The 21,387-nt window shown below is 60.3% G+C and carries 21 protein-coding genes; 10 read left to right on the top strand and 11 right to left on the bottom strand.

What is annotated here, in order from left to right:
- Positions 1-7 precede the first annotated feature (7 nt).
- The 6 genes from adk to ACQRAX_RS06545 all read left to right on the top strand — a co-directional run bounded on the left by adk (position 8) and on the right by ACQRAX_RS06545 (position 4,269).
- Positions 8-658: an adenylate kinase gene (adk, locus tag ACQRAX_RS06570; RefSeq protein ID WP_412037892.1), complete on the top strand. Its 651-nt coding sequence runs from the start codon at positions 8-10 to the stop codon at positions 656-658.
- A gap of 87 nt (positions 659-745) precedes the next feature.
- On the top strand, positions 746-1,420 hold the full coding sequence (gene tsaB, locus ACQRAX_RS06565) for a tRNA (adenosine(37)-N6)-threonylcarbamoyltransferase complex dimerization subunit type 1 TsaB (RefSeq protein ID WP_412037893.1): 675 nt from the start codon (positions 746-748) through the stop codon (positions 1,418-1,420).
- A gap of 130 nt (positions 1,421-1,550) precedes the next feature.
- On the top strand, positions 1,551-1,838 hold the full coding sequence (locus tag ACQRAX_RS06560; RefSeq protein ID WP_412037894.1) for a hypothetical protein: 288 nt from the start codon (positions 1,551-1,553) through the stop codon (positions 1,836-1,838).
- Positions 1,839-1,841: 3 nt separating this feature from the next.
- The gene (locus ACQRAX_RS06555; protein ID WP_412037895.1) at positions 1,842-2,711 is read left to right on the top strand and encodes a DUF72 domain-containing protein; all 870 of its coding nucleotides are present in this window, start codon (positions 1,842-1,844) and stop codon (positions 2,709-2,711) included.
- A 32-nt stretch (positions 2,712-2,743) separates the two neighbouring features.
- Entirely contained in the window at positions 2,744-3,574 is an 831-nt protein-coding gene (locus ACQRAX_RS06550) for an isocitrate lyase/PEP mutase family protein (RefSeq protein ID WP_412037896.1), read from the top strand.
- Positions 3,575-3,579: 5 nt separating this feature from the next.
- Positions 3,580-4,269, top strand: a complete 690-nt coding sequence (locus ACQRAX_RS06545; protein WP_412037897.1) for an extensin family protein — start codon at positions 3,580-3,582, stop codon at positions 4,267-4,269.
- 3 nt (positions 4,270-4,272) lie between these two features.
- On the opposite strand, the gene ACQRAX_RS06540 is transcribed toward ACQRAX_RS06545, so the two are convergent.
- A complete protein-coding gene (locus ACQRAX_RS06540) occupies positions 4,273-4,893 on the bottom strand; it encodes an energy transducer TonB (RefSeq protein ID WP_412037898.1) in 621 nt (206 codons plus the stop codon).
- Between the two features lie 95 nt (positions 4,894-4,988).
- On the opposite strand from ACQRAX_RS06540, the gene ACQRAX_RS06535 reads away from it, so the two are divergent.
- Positions 4,989-5,771: a class I SAM-dependent methyltransferase gene (locus ACQRAX_RS06535; protein WP_412037899.1), complete on the top strand. Its 783-nt coding sequence runs from the start codon at positions 4,989-4,991 to the stop codon at positions 5,769-5,771.
- On the opposite strand, the gene ACQRAX_RS06530 is transcribed toward ACQRAX_RS06535, so the two are convergent.
- Positions 5,772-6,407 (bottom strand): TetR/AcrR family transcriptional regulator, encoded by a 636-nt coding sequence (locus ACQRAX_RS06530; protein WP_412037900.1) that lies wholly within the window; start codon positions 6,405-6,407, stop codon positions 5,772-5,774.
- Positions 6,408-6,599: 192 nt separating this feature from the next.
- On the opposite strand from ACQRAX_RS06530, the gene ACQRAX_RS06525 reads away from it, so the two are divergent.
- Positions 6,600-7,700 carry an efflux RND transporter periplasmic adaptor subunit gene (locus tag ACQRAX_RS06525; RefSeq protein WP_412037901.1) on the top strand — a complete coding sequence of 367 codons (1,101 nt, stop codon included), beginning with the start codon at positions 6,600-6,602 and terminating at the stop codon, positions 7,698-7,700.
- A 6-nt stretch (positions 7,701-7,706) separates the two neighbouring features.
- Entirely contained in the window at positions 7,707-10,775 is a 3,069-nt protein-coding gene (locus ACQRAX_RS06520) for an efflux RND transporter permease subunit (protein WP_412037902.1), read from the top strand.
- 60 nt (positions 10,776-10,835) lie between these two features.
- Here the strand turns inward: ACQRAX_RS06520 and ACQRAX_RS06515 are convergent, their stop codons facing one another.
- The 5 genes from ACQRAX_RS06515 to plsB form a co-directional block, all read right to left on the bottom strand.
- On the bottom strand, positions 10,836-11,228 hold the full coding sequence (locus ACQRAX_RS06515) for a hypothetical protein (protein WP_412037903.1): 393 nt from the start codon (positions 11,226-11,228) through the stop codon (positions 10,836-10,838).
- Positions 11,229-11,370: 142 nt separating this feature from the next.
- Positions 11,371-12,060, bottom strand: coding sequence for a DUF4197 domain-containing protein (locus ACQRAX_RS06510; protein WP_412037904.1), 690 nt, complete (start codon positions 12,058-12,060; stop codon positions 11,371-11,373).
- 33 nt (positions 12,061-12,093) lie between these two features.
- Positions 12,094-12,492 carry a YbaY family lipoprotein gene (locus ACQRAX_RS06505; protein ID WP_412037905.1) on the bottom strand — a complete coding sequence of 133 codons (399 nt, stop codon included), beginning with the start codon at positions 12,490-12,492 and terminating at the stop codon, positions 12,094-12,096.
- Positions 12,493-12,598: 106 nt separating this feature from the next.
- Positions 12,599-12,949: a YbaY family lipoprotein gene (locus ACQRAX_RS06500; RefSeq protein ID WP_412037906.1), complete on the bottom strand. Its 351-nt coding sequence runs from the start codon at positions 12,947-12,949 to the stop codon at positions 12,599-12,601.
- A 63-nt stretch (positions 12,950-13,012) separates the two neighbouring features.
- Positions 13,013-15,499 (bottom strand): glycerol-3-phosphate 1-O-acyltransferase PlsB, encoded by a 2,487-nt coding sequence (gene plsB / locus ACQRAX_RS06495; protein ID WP_412037907.1) that lies wholly within the window; start codon positions 15,497-15,499, stop codon positions 13,013-13,015.
- A gap of 221 nt (positions 15,500-15,720) precedes the next feature.
- Here plsB and ACQRAX_RS06490 point away from each other — a divergent pair, with 221 nt between their 5' ends.
- Positions 15,721-15,930: a cold-shock protein gene (locus ACQRAX_RS06490; protein ID WP_028942973.1), complete on the top strand. Its 210-nt coding sequence runs from the start codon at positions 15,721-15,723 to the stop codon at positions 15,928-15,930.
- A gap of 72 nt (positions 15,931-16,002) precedes the next feature.
- On the opposite strand, the gene ACQRAX_RS06485 is transcribed toward ACQRAX_RS06490, so the two are convergent.
- The 4 genes from ACQRAX_RS06485 to ACQRAX_RS06470 all read right to left on the bottom strand — a co-directional run bounded on the left by ACQRAX_RS06485 (position 16,003) and on the right by ACQRAX_RS06470 (position 21,116).
- Complete coding sequence (locus ACQRAX_RS06485; protein ID WP_412037908.1) at positions 16,003-16,380, bottom strand: hypothetical protein; 378 nt, start codon at positions 16,378-16,380, stop codon at positions 16,003-16,005.
- Positions 16,381-16,398: 18 nt separating this feature from the next.
- Complete coding sequence (locus tag ACQRAX_RS06480; protein ID WP_412037909.1) at positions 16,399-17,211, bottom strand: putative RNA methyltransferase; 813 nt, start codon at positions 17,209-17,211, stop codon at positions 16,399-16,401.
- Entirely contained in the window at positions 17,211-18,362 is a 1,152-nt protein-coding gene (gene dapE, locus ACQRAX_RS06475; RefSeq protein ID WP_412037910.1) for a succinyl-diaminopimelate desuccinylase, read from the bottom strand. Before dapE ends, ACQRAX_RS06480 begins: the two co-directional genes overlap by 1 nt.
- Before the next feature lie 162 nt (positions 18,363-18,524).
- Positions 18,525-21,116: a glycosyltransferase gene (locus ACQRAX_RS06470; protein WP_412037911.1), complete on the bottom strand. Its 2,592-nt coding sequence runs from the start codon at positions 21,114-21,116 to the stop codon at positions 18,525-18,527.
- Positions 21,117-21,387 lie beyond the last annotated feature (271 nt).

Here is a 21,387-nt window from a genome sequence, read left to right as displayed (position 1 = left end):
GCACAATATGCGCGTGATTCTGCTGGGAGCTCCCGGGGCCGGTAAAGGTACTCAGGCAAAGTTCATCACCGAAAAATTCGGCATTCCACAGATCTCCACTGGCGACATGCTGCGCGCCGCGGTCAAGGCCGGCACCGAGCTGGGCCTCGAAGCCAAGGCGATCATGGACGCTGGCAAGCTGGTTTCCGACGAGCTGATCATCAACCTGGTCAAAGACCGCATCGCCCAGCCTGACTGCGCGAACGGCTTCCTGTTCGACGGTTTCCCACGCACCATTCCTCAGGCGCAAGCCCTGGTGACCAATGGCGTCGAGCTGGATGCCGTGGTTGAAATCGCCGTTGAAGACGAAGAGATCGTTCAGCGTATTGCCGGCCGCCGTGTTCACGAAGGGTCGGGGCGCGTTTACCACGTGGTCTACAACCCGCCGAAAGTGGCCGGCCAGGACGACGTTACCGGCGAAGCGCTGGTACAGCGCAAAGACGACACCGAAGAAACCGTGCGTCATCGCCTGTCGGTCTACCACGAGCAGACCAAGCCACTGGTCGACTTCTACCAAAAGCTGTCGGCTGCTAACGGCGGCAAGCCGAAGTACGCCCACATTGAAGGCGTTGGCTCGGTCGACGCGATTACCGCCAAGGTTCTGTCAGCCCTGGGCTGATCGCTACCTGCTGGTGCAGACAACGGCCCGCTTGCGGGCCGTTGTTGTTTATAATGCCGTTCTTTTTTCTCTCGCCTGGATACACCGATGACCACCTTGCTGGCCCTGGATACCGCCACTGAAGCCTGCTCCGTTGCCTTGCTGCATGACGGCAAGGTTTCCAGCCATTATGAGGTGATCCCGCGTCTGCACGCGCAAAAGCTGCTTCCCATGATCCAGCAGTTGCTGGCCGATGCTGGCACGACGCTGTCAGCCGTCGATGCCATTGCCTTTGGTCGTGGGCCAGGCGCCTTTACTGGCGTGCGCATTGCCATCGGTGTCGTGCAAGGCCTGGCCTTTGCCCTGGAGCGCCCGGTGTTGCCGGTATCGAACCTGGCGGTGCTGGCCCAGCGTGCAATGCGCGAGCAGGGTGTGAGCCAGGTTGCGGCGGCCATCGATGCGCGCATGGACGAGGTGTACTGGGGCTGCTATCAGCAAGTCGATGGGGAAATGCGTTTGCTCGGCAGCGAAGCGGTGCTGCCACCGGAGCGTGCCGTGCTGCCCGAGGGCGTCAGCGGTGAGTGGTTTGGCGCCGGTACCGGCTGGGGCTATGCTGAGCGTATCCCGGTGGTGCTCAGTGGCCAGGATGCAGCACTTTTGCCGCATGCCCAGGACCTGCTGACCCTCGCCACCTTTGCCTGGCAACGTGGTGAAGCAATTGCAGCAGACCTCGCCCAACCTGTGTACCTGCGCGACAACGTGGCGACGCCGAAAGCACGCTGATTACTGTTCGTCGGTTATTCCCAGGCCAAATAAAACCTTTTGCCCGAACTGTGGTCCAGTTATCAGTCGGGCATTAGCGTAGGTACTCTGATGCTGCTAAATTGCCATCATTGCTCCTGAGAAGATCGCCATGCGTATCGACGGTTTTTCCTCACAGTCCTACCCAATCAAGCGGGCCCCGCGCAAAGCGCCGGTTCGTAGCGATGATGTGGACGAGGATCTGCCTGGCGAGTTCGAAGTGCAGCACCAGGCCAGCACTGGCCAGGCCCGCAGCGGTGGCTTGCCGGTGCGTCAGCAAGACATGATCTTCCCCCGCGCGCGCAATAAACGCACAGCCCAGGCCCTGACCAGCTACCTGACCACGGCAGGTTTCGTTGATTGGGAGATGGAAGTGCTGGGGTTGGACCTGTACATTTGATGAATGAGTCTGTCCACACTGCCCTATTTTCTCGGTTGCCCGTCCTGGAGTGAAAACGCCTGGCGCGAGTACCTCTACCCGGCTGACGCTAAAACCGGGGACTTTCTTGGCCTCTACAGTCAGGTCTTCAATGCGGTAGAAGGCAACACCACTTTTTATGCCCGCCCGGCCCCAGCGACCATCGAACGCTGGGCTCAGGTCATGCCCGCACACTTTCGTTTCACCGCCAAGTTCCCTGGGGATATCAGTCATGGCGGGGACTTGCGTGAGCAATTGGTCGCTGCGCAAACCTTCATTGAACTGCTCAAGCCGCTGGGCGCGCGGGTTGCTCCGTACTGGCTGCAATTGCCTGCGACCTTCGGCCCGGCGCGCTTGGCAGAGCTGCTGGCGTTTATCGATGAGGCTGGCGTGAGCATCGCCGTCGAGGTGCGCAACCAGGCGTTTTTCGCCAAGGGTGAAGAAGAGCGCTTGCTTAATCGCTTACTGCTTGAGCGGGGTGTCGAGCGTATTTGTCTGGATCCTCGGGCCCTGTTCAGCTGCACCTCGCGTGAACCAGGCGTGCTTCATGCCCAGGCGAAAAAGCCACGGGTGCCGCCGCGTCCCACGGCTTTCAGCCAGCATCCACAGGTGCGCTTTATCGGCCACCCGGAACTGGCGGCCAACGAAACCTTTCTATTGCCATGGCTGGACAAGGTCGCTGCCTGGATCGAGGAAGGTCGCAGCCCCTATGTTTTCCTGCATACTGCTGATAATCGCTTGGCCGCGGCACTGGCGCAGCGCTTTCATCGCGGACTGATGGAGCGGCTGCCGGGGCTGCCGGCATTGCCTGAACTGGACAGGACGCCTGAGGTCGAACAGCTCGGCCTGCTCTGAACGCGTTCTGCCGCTTGCCTGGGAGTCATGTCATGGATGTACAAACCCTGCGTGCCGAAGCTTTTAAAGCCTTGCATGAGCGCGATCGCGCGTTCGTCATTCCCAACCCTTGGGATGCCGGCTCTGCCAAACTGTTGGCAAGCCTGGGCTTCGAGGCCCTGGCCACTACCAGTGCCGGCCTGGCCTTCTCCTTGGGGCGACCGGACGCCGAAGGCGCCATGACCCTGGAAGAAACCCTCGACAATGCCCGCGCCATTGTCGATGCCACGGCCTTGCCGGTGGCCGCCGATCTGGAGAACTGTTTTAGCGACGATCCCAAGGGCTGTGCCGACGCTATCTTGCAGGCAGCACAGGCTGGGTTGGTGGGTGGCTCTATAGAGGATGCCAGCGGCAACAGTGAAGACCCTATCTACAGCTTCCACCACGCCGTGGAGCGGGTTGAGGCTGCCGTCGCTGCGGCCCGCAGCCTGGACTTCCCGTTCATGCTCTGTGCTCGCGCCGAAAACCTGTTGCACGGGCGCCTGGACCTGGACGACACCATTGCTCGCCTGCAGGCTTTCGCTGAAGCTGGTGCTGATGTGCTCTACGCGCCAGGGCTGCGCAGCGCCGAGGAAATTCGCGCGGTGGTTCAAGCGGTGGCACCGAAACCTGTAAACGTGCTGATGGGCATGCGCGGCGTGGATCTGAGCGTCAATCAATTGCAGGACTTGGGCGTGCGGCGGATCAGCGTTGGCTCGTCGTTGGCCCGTGCCGCCTATGGCGCGTTCTTTCGAGCCGCTGAGGAAATCAAACAGCAGGGTAGTTTCAGCTACGCTGAGCAGGCGCTGGGCTTTGATCAGCTCAACCAGCTGTTCAGGCGCTGATCTATATGGGCAAAGGCCTGCTGCTGTGTCTGTTACTGGTAGCGGCGGTGTCAGTTGCTTGGTATCAGGGGGTGCGCTTGCCGAACGCCTGGAACCCTTGGGCGGCGCTCGATGTACGCGAGGCTCCTAATCTACTGACGCCTTACAAGCTGAGCCGCCTGGATGACGATCCGCAACGCTGTGCCCAGGCCTTGGCCACCTCCGACCTGCGCTATCGCCCACAGGCTGACAGCCCGGTACAGGCGCCTTGTCCGTTAAAAAACGTCGTGCGGGTCGAAGGTTCGTCCGTGCGTTTGAGCAGCAGCTTTCTTGCCTCCTGTCCGCTGGCGGTGGCCTACGCCCTGTTCGAGCGCCATGCCTTGCAGCCCGCAGCACAACGGGTTTTTTCCCAGGCGGTGGTGCAGGTTGATCACCTGGGCAGCTTTGCCTGTCGCAATGTCTACAATCGCAAGAACGCGCGGCTTAGTCAGCATGCTTCGGCCAATGCCCTGGACATCGCCGGTTTTCGCTTGGTGGACGGGCAACGGATCAATCTGTTGAGCGACTGGAAAGGCGAGGGCGCCAAGGCGCGATTTCTACGCGAGGTGCATGCCGGGGCCTGTGATAGCTTCAATACTGTGCTTGGGCCGGATTACAACTCCGCGCACCGCAATCACTTTCACCTGGACATGGGCCTCTGGCAGATCTGCCGCTGAGGCTCAGGCGGCGACGCGCACGTTGTTAAGCACGACCGGGCGAGCCCAACGGGTGTCGAAGTCCAACGCGGATTGTTGGGCAACCAGGGTCGGCTCATCGAATGGTTCGGGCGCCTTGTCCAGCAGATCTGTTTCAAACTCGGCAATCGGCAGATACAGTGATTTTGGCGCGGGGGCTGGTCCCGGCTCAGGCAGTGGGTGGCCCTGGCTCATGACCACTGGGCGAACCCAGGCGTTGCTGATGTCCAGCTGACGCTGCTGCTCGATCAGCTCAACTGCACTGAAGGGCGGGGCAAGTTTTTCCAGCAGTTCGGGTTCGAACTCGGCAATCGGCAGGAACAACGGCTCGGGCGGCGCGATCTCGGTTTCCTGCACGTTGCACAGACGCTGCGTGTGAATCTGTGCCAGCACCTGGCTACCGCTCAGGGGCTCACCGGTGACCTTGTCGAATTGCTCGGCGCCAATGCTGCCAGCCTGACTGCCTTCACCTTGCTGCTCGGCCAGGGCGCGGGCAAAAAAATCCTGCCACAGGTGGCTGACGCCGCCCAGTGCCTGGGTATTGTGCCGGCCATAATCGCCAACGGGCGATAAGTAACCTGAGCTGAGCTGAAGAATGTCGGTCATGGCAGTCGCGGGCCGTGAAGGTCTGGCAAAATAGCGAATACTTCGTATATCGGCCGTGGCCGACGATCATTTAATTTTTTTGAGTAGTGGGTGTGATGGTAGAGCAACTGGCGGACGGCGGAATCCGGGTCGAGGCACTGACAGCTGATTATCAGGCCAAGGCTCAGGCGTGGGCGCAGCGTCTGAATCTGCCACTAGTGGACGACAACGCCGGGTTCGCCGTGCAGGTCGGCGCCAGCGGTTTGCAGATCCAGCAGCTTGGCCCGCAGGCGCCAGGGCCGGTGCGCGTCGATTTTGTCGAAGGCGCGGCAGCGCACCGAAGGGTGTTTGGTGGTGGCAGCGGCCAGATGATTGCCAAGGCCGTGGGCATTGCCCAGGGCGTGCGCCCGCAAGTGCTCGATGCGACGGCGGGGCTCGGTAAGGATGCATTCGTGTTGGCCAGCCTGGGTTGTCAGATGACCTTGATCGAGCGCCAGCCACTGGTTGCTGCACTACTTGAAGACGGCCTGGCGCGGGCGGCCGATGATGCTGAGGTCGGGCCCATCGTGTCACGTATGCAACTGCTCACCGGCAATGCCATCGAGCACATGCGCAACTGGCAGGGCGAGCCGCCGCAGGTGATCTACCTAGACCCAATGTTTCCGCACCGCGACAAAAGCGCCTTGGTGAAAAAGGAAATGCGCGTGTTTCGCCCACTGGTAGGTGATGATCTGGACGCGCCAGCACTGCTGGAAGTAGCCTTGGCCCTGGCCAGTCACCGGGTGGTGGTCAAGCGCCCGCGCAAGGCGCCGATCATTGCTGGGCCCAAGCCCAGCCATAGCCTGGAAGGCAAGTCCAGTCGTTACGACATCTACCCGAAAAAAGCTCTCAAGGCCTGATCAAGGGCGATAGGCGCGCAAGAACATCTCGACCACTTCGGCAACGTGGGCCTGGGCAGCTTCGGCGTCCAGGGCCGGAGCATAACCGAGCAGCAGACGATAATTCGGCGCGCCCTTGAGAAGGCAGAAGAAGTGCTCCGCGGCTTTGTCGGGATGTTCGATGCGCAGCAGGCCGCGTTGGTCGACGCGTTGTAGCAGCAACTCCATTTCGCGCAGGACCCGCAACGGGCCGGCTTCGAAAAAGATCTGGTTGAGTTTGGGGTCCTGATTGCCCAGGGTCATGATCAGCCGCGTCAGTTGCACCGACTGGTCACTGCTGATCAGTGCCTGGAAGCCACAGCCAATATTGACTAGCACCTGCTCAAGCGGTGCGCCGTCGGGCAGCTCGAAGATCAGTTCCGGCAACTGCGCGGTACAGGTGGCGGAGATTGCCGCGGTGAACAGCGTCTCCTTGTCAGTGAAGTGGCTGTAGACCGTAAGTTTTGAAACACCTGCCGCTGTCGCGACCGCATCCATGCTGGTGCTGGCATAACCAAGCGTAAGAAACAGCTGCTTGGCCGCCTCGAGAATGGCCTGGCGTTTTGCCAGGTCCTTGGGCCGGCCGGGGCCGACAGGAGCGGTGAGATCGTTGGGCATGTTCAGTTATACAGATTCCAGTAAGTGCACATGGTACATCGCCGCCCCGTGTGGAGCAGGCAGATATCGTCATAAGCAAAGCCTGTTAAGACGTTTTTTCTCTTGGCCAGGCGCTTCCACGCTGTGATTGCCTGATTTAATATACTCGCGAGTATAAATATTCAAAGCGTCACTCGCGAAAGGTCATTCATCATGTTGCGCCTTGCCTTGCCCCTCGCTGCGCCCGTTGCGCTTGCCGTGTTGCTCACTGCCTGCGGGCAGGAGAGTGTGCCGCAGACTTCCCTGCGTCCTGCCATGGTGGTGCAGCCGCAACCGGCCAGCGCTGCTGCCGACAGCTATCCGGGTGAGGTACGTGCGCGCTTCGAGCCGGAGCTGGCCTTCCGCATTGCGGGCAAGGTCAGCAAGCGCCTGGTAGAGGAGGGGCAACGGGTCAAGGCTGAGCAGCCCTTGGCCGAGCTCGACCCACAGGATGTGCGTCTGCAGTTGGAGGCCAGTCGTGCGCAACTGGCGGCTGCCGAAGCCAACCTGAACCTGGTCAAGACCGAGCGCGATCGCTACAAGATCCTGCTGGAACGGCAGATGGTCAGCCGTTCGCAGTACGACAACGCGGAAAACCTCTATCGCGCTGGCCTGGCCCGGCTCAAGCAGGTCCGCGCCGAGTTTGATGTGGCCGGCAACCAGGCCGAGTATGCGGTGTTGCGTGCATCCGAAGATGGGGTGATCGCCAAACGTCAGGTTGAGGTGGGGCAGGTGGTGTCGGCGGGGCAGACAGTCTTTACCCTGGCCACTGACGGTGTGCGAGAAGTGCTGATCGGCCTGCCGGAGCAGCATTTCGGCCGTTTCAAAGTCGGCCAAGCGGTATCGGTCGAGTTGTGGTCGCAACCGGATCAACGTTTCAACGGACGTATTCGCGAACTGTCACCAGCGGCCGATCCACGCTCGCGCACTTTCGCTGCGCGGATCGCCTTCAGCGCCGGCAAAATCCCAGCGGAGCTGGGCCAGAGCGCCCGAGTGTTTATCCAGCATGAACAGCAGGTGCCGCTGTCAGTGCCACTGTCGGCGTTGACCGCCGAAAACGGCCAGACGTATGTCTGGCGCGTGGATCCCAGCAACACCCTCAAGCGCGTTCCGGTGCGGGTGGGTGCCTATGGCGAGAGCAGTGTGCCGGTGCTTGAAGGTCTCAATGCTTCGGACTGGATAGTGGCGGCCGGTGTGCATGTGCTCCAGGAGGGGCAGCAGGTACGACCGGTGGATCGTTCCAATCGTGTGGTGAATCTGGCGGCCAAGGAGTAAGTCCCGATGGGTTTCAACCTTTCCGCCTGGGCCCTGCGCAACCGGCAAATTGTGCTGTTCCTGATGATTCTGCTGGCCGTGGTCGGCGCCTTGTCTTACACCAAGTTGGGGCAGAGCGAAGACCCACCCTTCACCTTCAAGGCCATGGTGATTCGCACGATCTGGCCCGGCGCCAGTGCCGAGGAAATCTCGCGGCAGGTCACTGAACGCATCGAAAAGAAGCTGATGGAGACCGGCGAGTACGAGAAGATTGTTTCCTTCTCCCGCCCGGGTGAGTCGCAGGTCACCTTCATGGCCCGTGATTCGATGCACTCGGCCGATATTCCCGAACTGTGGTACCAGATCCGCAAGAAAGTTGCCGATATTCGTCATACCCTGCCACCTGGCATTCAAGGGCCGTTTTTCAACGACGAATTTGGCACCACCTTCGGCAACATCTACGCGCTGAGCGGCGAAGGTTTCGACTACGCCGTGCTCAAGGATTACGCCGATCGCGTGCAGATCCAGCTGCAGCGGGTCAAAGATGTGAGCAAGGTAGAGCTGCTCGGTTTGCAGGATGAAAAGATTTGGATCGAGCTGTCCAACCTCAAGCTGGCCACTCTTGGTTTACCCCTGGCAGCCGTGCAACAGGCGCTTGAAGAGCAGAACGCGGTCAGCACTGCCGGGTTCTTCGAGACCCCCAGCGAACGCTTGCAACTGCGGGTGAGCGGGCGATTTGACACGGTCGAGCAGATCGAACAGTTCCCGATCCGGGTGGGCGACCGTACGTTCCGTATCGGCGATGTGGCGCAGGTGCGTCGCGGCTTCAACGACCCACCCGCGCCACGCATGCGCTTCTTGGGCCAAGATGCTATTGGCCTTGCTGTCTCGATGAAGGCCGGTGGCGACATCCTGGTATTGGGCAAAGCGCTGGAAGTCGAGTTCGCCCGTATTGCCAACAATCTCCCGGCCGGTATGGAGCTGCGCAAGGTTTCGGATCAGCCGGCGGCGGTGAAAACCGGGGTCGGTGAATTTGTCCAGGTGCTGGTCGAGGCGCTGGCGATCGTGTTGCTGGTGAGTTTCTTCTCGCTCGGCATGCGCACCGGCCTGGTGGTGGCCCTGGCGATCCCGCTGGTGCTGGCGATGACCTTCGCCACGATGTATTACCTCGGCATCGGCCTGCACAAGATTTCTCTCGGGGCATTGGTACTGGCCCTGGGGCTGCTGGTGGACGACGCGATCATTGCAGTGGAAATGATGGCGATCAAGATGGAACAGGGCTACGACCGTTTTAAGGCTGCCAGTTACGCCTGGACCAGCACAGCGTTTCCGATGCTCACCGGTACCCTGATCACCGCAGCAGGCTTTTTGCCCATTGCTACGGCCCAGTCCAGCACCGGTGAGTACACCCGCTCGATCTTTCAAGTGGTGACCATTGCCCTGGTTGCCTCGTGGATTGCCGCGGTGGTGTTTGTGCCGTACTTGGGGCAGCGGCTGCTGCCGGACCTGGCCAAGTTGCATGCGGCCAAACATGGCACTGCTGAGGGCGGCCCCGACCCTTACGGCACGCCGTTCTATCAACGGGTTCGGCGCTTGGTCGGGTGGTGTGTGGAGCGGCGCAAGACGGTGATCGTGGCGACCATTGCATTGTTCATTGGTAGCATCGTGCTGTTTCGCTTCGTGCCCCAGCAGTTCTTCCCGGCTTCCGGGCGGCTGGAATTGATGGTCGACTTGAAGCTGGCTGAAGGGGCGTCGCTGAGTAACACCGCCGAGCAGGTCAATCGCCTGGAGGCGATGCTCAAGGACCGCGCAGGCATCGACAACTACGTCGCCTATGTCGGCACCGGTTCACCGCGTTTCTACCTGCCGCTGGATCAGCAGTTGCCGGCTGCCAGCTTCGCTCAGTTCGTGGTGCTGGCGAAGACCATCGAGGAGCGTGAAGCGCTGCGTAGCTGGTTGATTGCTACTCTCGACGAACAGTTTCCTGACCTGCGCTCGCGGGTCACGCGTCTGGAGAATGGTCCGCCTGTGGGTTATCCGGTGCAGTTCCGGGTCACTGGGGAGCATATCGAACAGGTCCGTGCCTTGGCGCGTAAGGTGGCAGCCAAGGTTCGCGAGAACCCGCATGTGGTCAACGTGCACCTGGACTGGGAAGAGCCGAGTAAGGTGGTCTACCTCAATATCGACCAGGACCGCGCACGCGCACTTGGGGTGAGCACCGCCAACCTGGCCAAGTTCCTGCAGAGTTCGTTGACCGGTTCAGTAGTCAGTCAGTTCCGTGAAGACAACGAGTTGATCGAGATCCTCCTGCGCGGTACCCAGCAGGAACGTACCGAGCTTGCCAATCTACCGAGCCTGGCGGTGCCGACGGAAAATGGCCGCAGTGTGGCCCTGTCGCAGGTGGCGACGCTGGAGTACGGTTTCGAGGAAGGCATCATCTGGCACCGCAATCGCCTGCCCAACGTCACCGTGCGTGCGGATATCTACGGCAAGGAACAACCGGTGACCCTGGTCAAGCAGATCCTGCCGACCCTGGACGGGGTGCGCGCCCAATTGCCGGATGGTTACCTGCTGGAGGTCGGTGGCACGGTGGAAGACTCCACCCGTGGACAGAAGTCGGTTAACGCCGGTGTGCCGCTGTTCATCGTCGTCGTGCTGACCTTGTTGATGCTGCAGCTGCGCAGCTTCTCGCGCACGGTGATGGTGTTCCTTACCGCGCCGCTGGGGCTTATCGGGGTGACCTTGTTCTTGTTGGTGTTCCGCCAGCCGTTCGGTTTTGTCGCGATGTTGGGAACCATTGCCCTGTCGGGGATGATCATGCGCAACTCGGTGATCCTGGTCGATCAGATCGAACAGGACATTGCCGCCGGGCTGGACCGCTGGCAGGCGATTATCGAGGCAACGGTACGGCGCTTCCGGCCCATCGTACTGACCGCACTGGCGGCAGTGCTGGCGATGATCCCGCTGTCACGCAGCGTGTTCTTCGGGCCAATGGCGGTGGCAATCATGGGCGGGCTGATCGTGGCGACGGCATTGACGCTGTTGTTCCTGCCGGCGCTGTATGCAGCGTGGTTCAGGGTCAGGAAGACGAGTTGAGCGAATGCGGCGAGGTGACAGGCACCTCGCCCTGCTCGTATTACGAAAGCCGATCAGTGATTACCACGGGAAACAAGCCCCCGTACGTCCTCGACACGGTCCATGCCCGGAGCTGAGCTTCAGCGTGATCCCTTGCGGTGTTTTATTGCACGGCTGAAGTTCGAATTGAACATCTCCCGAGATACGGTGCTTCGCGTTTACTTTGTACTTCAGCCGAAGCAGGTAGAGGGCACCCACTGTGCACTCACTGCCAATATCAATGTTGAACGTATTGGGTAGTTCCAAGGCTTCGTTCGAGTGAAAGATTATCGATGGAGGAAGGGAAAAGTCAGTGGCGTCGTACAGTTCCAGCCAATGACAGGTGGCGTCATCGAGCGAATCATCAAAACCTTTGCTATTGAGCATTCGTGGGTCGATGGTGGCGGTTATCTGTAGCGTGTTGGATTGACTCATTGAAGTACTCCTGAGTGATTACGGGTTTTGCTCAGGTATACTTTCAAAGCAGATTGGCTGTTCCAATTTGGAAATGCTGGTAGTGGAGCTTAAGTGATGCATGCGTGGAGTCTGCACCCGCACGCATGCACTCGTTACCGAATCAAATCGCGCCAAAGACCTTCTTGGCCAAACCGGTAGCCGCCGCAGCCGGATTCTGGCGAATGCCTTCTTCCTGCTTGGCGATCATTTCAAACAGGCCGTTGAGCGCCTGTTCGGTCACATAGCTTTCGACATTGGCACTCTTTGCATCCAACACACCAAATGCCGCCGCTTGCCCAGCAAAGCTGTTGTACTGCTGAGCCACGCCTACCTGATCAGTCGCCTTCTTAACGATAGGCAGGAACTTCGCACGCAGCTGTTCGCGGCTGGTCTTGCTAAGGTATTGGGTGGCCGAGTCGTTGCCACCGGCGAGAATGCCTTTGGCATCATCGACGGTCATTTTCTTCACGGCATCGACCAGTAGCGCCTGGGCCTGGGGTACGGCAGCCTCAGCGGCCTGGTTCATGCTGAGCTCAAGGGCGTCGACCTCGGCTCCCATACCGAACTGTTTCATTTTCTTTGCGACTTTGCCGAGCTTGCCCGGCAATTCGATGCGTACCTCAGGGTTGTTGCTGAAGCCGCCGGGCGCACCCAGTTGCTTGACGGCAACCTGGGCGCCCTGAGTAAGGGCATCTTTCAAGCCGCCAGAGGCGTCTTTCTGCGACAGATCGCTGAGTGACAGCGCCAGAGCGTTGGCCGACAGCAGCAGGCCGGCGCACAGGCCAGTGAAGGTTAGAGCAGGGCGGAACATGGCAGTATCCTTATCAAAAATCACCACGGGCTATCAGCGAACAGCATCGACCTTGATACGCAACGGTTGCGGATCGTTGCCATCAAGTTGCACGCCATGATGCTCGGTGTTGATGAACAGTAGCTTGCCATCCAGCTCGATCCGCGCGCTGACCGCGTAGCGGTGGCCAGGTTTGACCTGGGCTGGGTCGTAGCTCAAATGGAACGGCAGCGGGACGTTACCTTTGATAGGGCCGTTCTGACTGGCCAGGGTCACCGCCGGTGCGTCCATCAGCGAGACGTCCTGCAGGCTTACGCTCAGGGTTGCAGCTGGCGGCAGGGCGATGCGCTGCAGGTAGAAGACTTCTCCATCGAGCGAAGCTTTGGGGGCGGGGGCGTTGCTCGAACATGCAGCGAGCAGGGCGCCACAGCAAAGGGTCAGCAGTTTTTTCATGGGAACTCCGTTCAGTAAATGTCGATAGCTTCATCGACGTCGTTGAACTGTAACGGATTTCCTGTCGCAGACCAGCCATAACTGCCACTGCTTGCCGCAATGGCCCTTAACCGTTGGCGACGCGTTGTACAACCACGGTCAGCGGAGTGTCGGACGGATTGTTCAAATCCACCTCGTAGGCGCTGGTGTTGATGTAGAGCAGGCGCCCTTCGTGTTCGATGCGCGCACTGAGGCTGTAGGTGTGGTTGTCTTTGATCAGACTGGGGTCGTAGCGCAACGTGAAGGCGAAGGGCACATTCTTGTCGGTACGCAGGGTTTGGCTGGCCATGGTTAAGGCTGGCACGTCTTGCAGGGACACATCGTTGAGGCTGACGGTCACCAGGTTTTCGCCAATCAGCGCGATGCGCTCGAGGTAGAGCACTTCGACTTCCAGGCAGTTGTGTGTCTCGGTATTCATGATCAATCTCCAGAGTAGGGTGATGAGTTGCTGGCGTACCCTACGTCTGGAGGTCGCGTTGAGTCAGAGGGAAACCTGAGCCATCGGTTCGTCACGGTGCAAAGCCACTTGGCGGATCGACAAACGAACTTCCGCTGATAGCACGCGCTTGGCTGCACCTTCAGCCAGCTCGCTGAGTTTCTCGTGGTAACCCAGCTTGCCATTGGTATCGGGGCGCAGCACACCCTGTTTGATCTGGGTCTGGATAAAGTGGCGGAACAGGGTTTTGTCGAAGAATTCCGGCGCATTGAGCCCGTGCAGGATCGACAGGCGCTGAGCCATGATCACGCACAGGTCTTCCAGCTCTTCGGCGCTCAAGGTGTGCTGGCCGCTGTTGAGCAGCAAGGCAGTGGCCATGTAGAACCGCTGCAGGGTCTGGGTGATCGCCCGAGCCAGCAGGGTCAGCAGCACAAATTGTCGCGAGCTTGGCGCCGGGCGCAGGTACACGCCATTTTCGTAGCGCAACAGGCCTTGGTCGACAAAGGCTTGCAGCCACTGGTCAATGACGCCATCCAGCTCTTCGAGCTCCCAACGAATGAACAACTCCGATTGCAGGTACGGGTACAGCGCCCGGGTATATTGCAGGATCAGTTCACGGCTCATTCGCGAGCTACTCTGGAAGAAGCTGGCCAGCAGCGCCGGCAGGGCAAAGATGTGCAGGACGTTGTTGCGGTAGTAGGTCATCAGTACCGCATTCTGCTCATCCAGGTAGAGAATCCTACCCAGCGCATCGCTCTGCTCAGCCAGCAGGTCCATGCCCTTGACGTAGCTGATCAGAGCCAGGCCATCGCCTTCGGGCAAGGTGGTGTGCGGTGAATACGGCACGCTGCGTAGCAACGCCAGGTACAGGTCCAGCACTCGTGCCAGGGCGCGTTCGTCGAGGGCCAGGCGGCTGGTGGAGAGCAAGGCCAGGGCCACCAGATTGACCGGATTGATTGCGGCCGCTTCGTTGAGGTGGCGTGCAACCTTCTCACCCAGGCGCGAAGTGGTTTCGTTGAGCCAGCTCGGGCGGAACTGCGGCGCGTGCGCCTGTTCGCGCCAGCCAGGCTGCTGCTGATCGAGGAAGGCACCGAGACGGATCGGTTCGCCGAAGTTCACCGCCACCTGGCCGAAGCGCTGCTTGAGCGCGCCGATGACTTTGAAGATGTCGAAGATCGACTCTTTTTTCTTGCTCGCGCCCCGCAACTCGCCCAGGTAGGTACGGCCTTCAAGCACGCGTTCATAGCCGATATACACCGGGACAAAGACGATTGGCGTACGTGAGGAGCGCAAATAGCTGCGCAGGGTGATGGCCAGCATGCCGGTCTTCGGTTGCAGCATGCGTCCGGTGCGCGAACGACCACCTTCGACAAAGTACTCTACCGGGAAACCCTTGGTGAACAGGGTGTGCAGGTACTCATTGAATACCGCCGTGTACAGCGGATTACCTTTGAAGGTGCGGCGCATGAAGAAGGCCCCGCCACGACGCAGCAGGCCGCCGATTACCGGCATGTTGAGGTTGATCCCGGCGGCGATGTGCGGCGGGGTCAGGCCGTTGCGAAACAGCAGGTAGGAGAGCAACAGGTAGTCGATATGACTACGGTGGCAGGGTACGTAGATGACTTCATGGCCTGGGGCAATGCCCTGGACCTGCTCGATATGGTTGACCTTGATACCGTCGTAGATCTTGTTCCAGAACCAGCTCAGTACCACTTCGAGGAAGCGGATGGCGGTGTAGGTGTAGTCTGAGGCGATTTCATTGCCATAGCGCAGGGCTTGGGCTTCGGCCTTGGCCAGGGGGATTTTCTCGCGCTCGGCCTCATCGGCGATGGCCTGACGCACCAGTGGGTCGTGGATCAGGCCTTTGACCAGGTTGCGGCGGTGCGAGATGTCCGGGCCGATGACCGCGGTCTTGAGGTTGCGAAAGTGTACCCGCAGCATGCGCTGGGCCATGCGGACCGTGCGCTCGTGGCCTTTGTTGTGCTGGACCAGTTCGCGCAGGTGAATGGGCGCGGAGAACTGCACACGGGTCTTGCGTCCCAGAATCAGCACGGTTAGCAACCGCCGTAGGCGACCGGTAACCGCCCAGCTGTCAGCAAACAGCAGCTTCCACGGGCTTGATTCACTGGCCGGCGACTGGCCCCAGAACACACTGACCGGAATGATCTGCGCGTCTTCTTCGGCATGCTGGCTGATGGCATTGACCAGCCGCGACAAGGTCGGCGGCGCGCCGCGCTTGTCCTGGCGACCGAGCCAGTCCGGCTCCGGCGTCAGGTAGAAAAACGCGGCCGGTTCCTCCAGGCTGCCCACTGCCACCGGTAACACCGGGCGCGGCAGCCCGGCTTTGCTGCATTCACGGTCAAGTACTGCCAGGTCGGTCAACGACGGCGACTGCAGGGCATAGAACACCGGCCGGCTGCGATCGAGGTTGAGGGTGAAGGACGACTGATTGATGGTCTCGGAGCGAACCCACAGGTACAACAGGCGACGCAGAGCGCCAAAGATCAAGCGGCGCAGGGGGGAACGGGTCATACGGTGTGTGCTCTGGGTGAATTTTTCGAGTGATTGCTCAGTCGGTTAGTGTGCCGTATCTGCGCAAGTTCAGCAAAAAGCTCGCCGGTCATAAAAAATATTTCAAGGCTGACATATACTCGGTCCGCAGCTTGCAGGAGGAATCCTCAAGCTGCGTCGGCGGAGGAGGGTGATCCTCTGCTTGCAAGGCGATTCCAAAATAAAAATCCGGAGTAGTTCAGATGTCGTCTCGTGAGACTGGAAGTGTTAAGTGGTTCAATGACGCCAAAGGTTATGGCTTCATTCAGCGTGAAGGTGGCGCCGATGTATTCGTTCACTACCGTGCCATTCGCGGTGAGGGGCATCGCACCCTGATCGAGGGGCAGCAGGTCGAATACAGTCTGACGCAGGGCCAGAAAGGCCTGCAGGCCGAAGACGTTATAGGGCTGTAACGCTGCAAGTATGAAGCTGCAAGCTACAAGTTGACTATGCTCGGCTTGTAACTTGCAGCTTACAGAGGGCAGTTATTGCGTACGCCAGGTGATTTCTTCTTCACCGTCGGCACTGATGCGGATCCAGCGATCAGCATCTTCTTCACCTTCTTCTTCGATCCAGCTACCCGGTGCACAGCGCACTTCGACGTTCAGCGCAGCGAAAGCTGCACGCGCGCAGGCGATGTCGTCATCCCACGGGGTCTGGTCGCTTTCCAGGTACAGACTGTTCCATTTGCCTACAGCCTTCGGTAACCAGGTAACTGGAATGTTACCGGCCCTGCACTTGTAGGTCTGGCCTTTTTGTACCCAGTCACTGCAAGGGCCCAGGGCTTCAGTGAGCCAGCCGGCGATCTGTTTGTGGTCGACGTCGGCGTCTTTGAGGTAAATCTCGATATCGGGTTGGCGCATTGGGGGCTCCGGGTGTGCTCAGTCTTGGCGCACGAAATAGTCGTAACGCATCGATACCGTGACCTCGAAAGGTTCGGCCTGCTCGATGACGCGGGCACGTTTTTGCGCGCTGGCGCGCCAGCCATGGGGGGTCATGGCCAGCAAGTCGGCGCGGGACTTGCGATCGACCAGGCTGAGACGGAATTTAAGGGTTTCGCTATGGGCGTGCTGCATACCCGCCGGTACCAGTGCCAAGTGCTTGTCATCGGCATAATCGCGCACTTCATCATAGAGCTTGTGACGCAGCTCAATCAGGTGCTCGTTAGTGGGTCCGACGCGCATCAGGCCACCACCCGGGGCCAGCAAGCGCAGCGCCTCCTGCCAGTCGAGCGGGCTGAACACGCTGGCCAGGAACTGGCAGCTGGCATCGGCCAGCGGCACGCGTGCCATGCTCGCCACCAGCCAGGTCAGCGCCGGGTTGCGTTTACAGGCGCGTTTGACCGCTTCGCGGGAGATGTCCAGGGCGTAGCCGTCAGCGTCGGGTAGCGCCTCGGCGATCTGTGCGGTGTAGTAGCCTTCGCCACAGCCGATATCCAACCAGCGCGCGGGTGCCCGTTCGGCGGTCAATTCGGCCAGTCGGCGAGCCACCGGGGCGTAATGGCCGGCATTGAGGAAGTCACGCCGTGCCTCGACCATAGCCTGATTGTCGCCGGGGTCGCGGCTGTTCTTGTGCTGCACCGGCAACAGGTTCAGGTAACCCTGGCGAGCACGGTCGAAACGATGGCCGGCCGGGCAGGCGACACCGTTGTCGAGGGCACTCAGCGGGGCGCTGCAGATCGGGCAGGTGAGCATCAGGCGAGCAACCGGGTCAGGGTCTGGTAGTAGATCTCGGTCAGCACATCGAGGTCGCTGGCGAGAATCCGTTCGTTGACCTGGTGGATGGTAGCGTTGACGGGACCGAGCTCGACCACCTGAGTGCCGAGGGTGGCGATGAAGCGACCATCGGAGGTGCCGCCACTGGTCGAAGCCTTGGTTTCGCGACCGGTGACGGCCTTGATACTGGCTGCCACGGCATCGAGCAGGTCACCCGGCTCGGTCAGGAACGGCAGACCGGACAACGCCCAGTCTACGTGCCAGTCGAGCTGATGTTTGTCGAGGATCGCCGCGACGCGCTGCTGCAGCCCCTCAACGGTCGACTCGGTGGAGAAGCGAAAGTTGAACAGCGCGGTCAGTTCACCCGGCACTACGTTGGTGGCGCCTGTGCCCGAGTTGAGGTTGGAAATCTGGAAGCTGGTGGGCGGGAAGAATGCGTTGCCTTCGTCCCAATGCTCGGCTGCCAGTTCCGCCAGCGCCGGAGCGGCCAGGTGAATCGGGTTCTTGGCCAGGTGCGGGTAGGCCACATGGCCTTGCACGCCACGCACGGTCAGCTTGGCGCCGAGCGAGCCGCGACGACCGTTTTTGACCACATCGCCAACCAGGCTGGTGCTCGATGGCTCGCCGACAATGCACCAGTCCAGGCGCTCCTTGCGCGCCGCCAGGCGTTCGATCACCGCCTTGGTGCCGTGGTGGGCCGGGCCTTCTTCGTCACTGGTGATCAGGAAGGCGACTTTGCCGCGGTGGTTCGGGTAGTCGGCGACGAAGCGTTCGGTGGCCACCACCATAGCCGCCAGGCTGCCTTTCATGTCGGCAGCGCCACGACCGCAAAGCATGCCATCAGCATCGATCAGGGCATCGAACGGATCGTTCTGCCAGGCCTGTACCGGGCCTGTAGGCACTACGTCAGTATGACCGGCAAAACACAGCACCGGACCGTCCTGAGTGCCATGGGTGGCCCAGAAGTTGTCGACGTCTTCGATACGCATTGGCTCCAGCATGAAACCGGCATCGCCCAGGCGTTGCATCATCTGTTTCTGGCAGTCGGCGTCGACCGGGGTCACCGAGGGGCGACGGATCAAGTCGCAGGCCAGTTCAAGGGTAGGCGAGAGGTCGGCTGGGGCCGTCATTGAAGGAACTCCGGGGGCAAGGCAGGGCACGAATTCGAGGGGGGTTATCTTATAGCAAAAGCGGTGCGTGAGGACCTTGGATCTGTGCTGTTTGTCAGGGGCTCATCGTCGGCAAGGCCAGCTTCCAGAGGTTGCTGGGAGCCGGCCTTGTCAGCGATGAGGTCAGGAAGCCTGCGCCGGCTCGGCGGCATCCACAGGCTTGGGCAGTGACGACAACAGTGCCATGACCAATGCCGCCAGGTATGGCAACGACTGCACCAGCAGCATGGTCACCCAGAAGCGCATGTCATTGCTCGGCAGGCCCTGGACCAGATAGATACCGGCGGCAGCGCCCCACAGCAGCAACATAATGAACAGTTCTTCACGGGCTTCCGAAAGTGCCACCAGCAAGCCATGGCTGTCGGCATTCTTCGGTGTGCGGAAGAACGGAATGCTACTGGTGAAGAAACCGTACAGCACCGCCTTGGCAATGGTGTGCGACAGGGCCAGGCCAGCCAGTGCTGCGGCGAAGGCGTCCTTGAGGTTGACCCCGACCGCACGGCGATAGAGGAAGACGATCTTGCCGACCTTGAACACGAACAGTGCCAGCGGTGGAATGGCGAAGATCAGCAGCGGCGGGTCGACCCGTTGCGGCACGATAATCATTGCCGCCGACCAGAGCAGCGCGCCGACGGTGAAGAAGATATTCATGCCGTCGGCGATCCACGGCAACCAGCCGGCCAGGAAGTGATAGCGCTGGCCGCGGGTCAGCTCGGTATCCTTACCGCGCAATAGGCTGCTGGTATGGCGCTTAATGATCTGGATGGCGCCATAGGCCCAGCGAAAACGCTGCTTCTTGAAGTCGATGAAGGTGTCGGGCATCAGACCCTTGCCATAGCTCTCGTGCGAATAGGCGGCCGAATAGCCTTTCTCGAATACGCGCAGACCGAGTTCGGCGTCTTCACAGATACACCAGTCAGCCCAGCCCAGTTCTTCGAGCACCGAGCGCCGGGTCATGGTCATGGTGCCGTGCTGAATGATCGCGTCGCGATCGTTGCGGGTCACCATGCCGATATGGAAGAAGCCCTTGTACTCGCTGTAGCACAGCTTCTTGAAGGTGCTTTCATTCTGGTCGCGGTAGTCCTGGGGCGATTGCACCACGGCGATTTTCGGATCGCTGAAGTGCGGCACCATGTGCTTGAGCCAGTTGCGGTCGACACAGTAGTCGGAGTCAATCACCGCAATCACTTCGGCATCCTTGGCGGTGTGCGGGATCAGGTAGTTCAGCGCGCCACCCTTGAAACCGGCCAGGGGCGAGACGTGGAAGAACTTGAAGCGCTCGCCCAGCATCTCGCAGTGGGCCTTGATCGGTTCCCAGACTGCCGGATCCTTGGTGTTGTTGTCGATGATCAGGACTTCGTAGTCCGGATAATCCAGCGCCGCCAAGGCGTTGAGGGTCTGCTTGACCATCTCGGGTGGCTCGTTGTAGCACGGCACGTGCACCGAGACTTTCGGTCGGTAAGCGCTGTCAGCCTGCACCGGCAGAAACTCGCGGCGACGTTTGTGAATCCACACCGCTTCAGCCAGTTCATGGGCTTCGGTCAGCAGCACGATAAATACCCCGAGCGCGCCGAGTGCGAGCAAGAAGCCAACTGTCAGGCTGAACCAGGTGCTGTACTGCTGGCTGTAGTCGTAGCCGATCCACACCAGCACCGACCCGCAAAGGAAGGCGATAAAGGTCAGGAAGGTGCGGCCACGCTGACGCAGGGCCGAGCCATCGATCAGCAGTAAGGTCAGCGAGAGCATTGCCAACACCACTGAACCCACCGCCAAGACGCGCCACTGCGGGATGGCGACGACTGGGCCTTCGAAGTTGAACTTCTGCTGGCGGGCGGCGTTGAACACGCCCCAGTAGGCGCCGACCGAACCTTCATCGCTGGCCTTCCAGGGCTGGTCATAGGCTTCGATGACGAAGTAGTTGTAGCCTTGGCGATTGAGCTTGTTGACCAGGGTGCGCAGGTAAATGGCCTGGTCAGCCGGAGTGGCGTCGGCACCGCCACGCATGCGCCCGTTGCTCGGCCAGCCTACTTCGGAGAGCAGCAGCGGCTTGCGTGGAAACAGCTGCTTGAGATCACGGGCACGGTCGAGCACGAACTGACCGGCGTCCTTCATCGGAATGAATTCCCAGTACGGCAGGATGTGCGCGGCGACCAGGTCAGCGTGTTTGGCCAGCTCCGGGTGTTCCTTCCAGATGTGCCACTGTTCACTGGTGGTCACTGGTACTTTTACTGCGGCGCGCACGCGATCCATGTATTGGATCAGCGCTTCAGGGGTGATTTCTTCGCGGAACAAGGCTTCGTTGCCGACCATCACCCGGACGACACTGCGCGAGCTGTTGGCCAGTTCAATGGCCTTCTGGATTTCCCGCTCGTTACGCTCAAGGTCCGGGCTGATCCACACCCCCAGGGTCACGCGTAGGCCGAATTCTTCGGCCAGGCGCGGGATCTGCGCCTGGGTGCCTTCGACGGTATAGATACGAATACTGTCGGTCAGTTTGCTCAGTTGTTCGAGATCCTGACGCAGTTCATCTTCAGTAGGGTACTGGCCCTTTTGCGGGCTTTGGCCAAGACGGAACGGCGAATAGGAGAAGCCGGAAATTTGCTCCGGCCAGTTGGGCGCAGAAACCGGGCGGTTGATCAGCGCCCAGAACCCGGTGAATAGCGCGGCGATGGCCATGACTATTACCAGGTTAATACCAAATTTACGCGATGACATAGATAGTTCGGGTTCCGAAAGGTGGAACGGGCGAGCGCCTCGAGGCGCGGATTCTGCTCTTGGTCCGCCTATGCTGTAGGGATAGGTCGGCGGCAGTAGGTTAGATTGGCTTCAGGTGTTGAAGTTCTAAGGCCCGTGCTGTTGTCGTCCAGGACTAGGGGTTGCATAGGACATTAAAACAGGATTACAGCTGACTTTACTAATTCCTACGCAGTCGGCTGGTCCGAAGCGGGATGGCATAGCGCTGCAAGAGGCCTATAATGCGCGCCGG

The organism is Pseudomonas sp. UM16, from assembly GCF_050312595.1.
Classification (GTDB): Bacteria; Pseudomonadota; Gammaproteobacteria; order Pseudomonadales; family Pseudomonadaceae; genus Aquipseudomonas.
The sequence above is the reverse complement of the archived record's forward strand: the minus strand, read 5'-3'. Positions and strand labels throughout refer to the sequence as shown.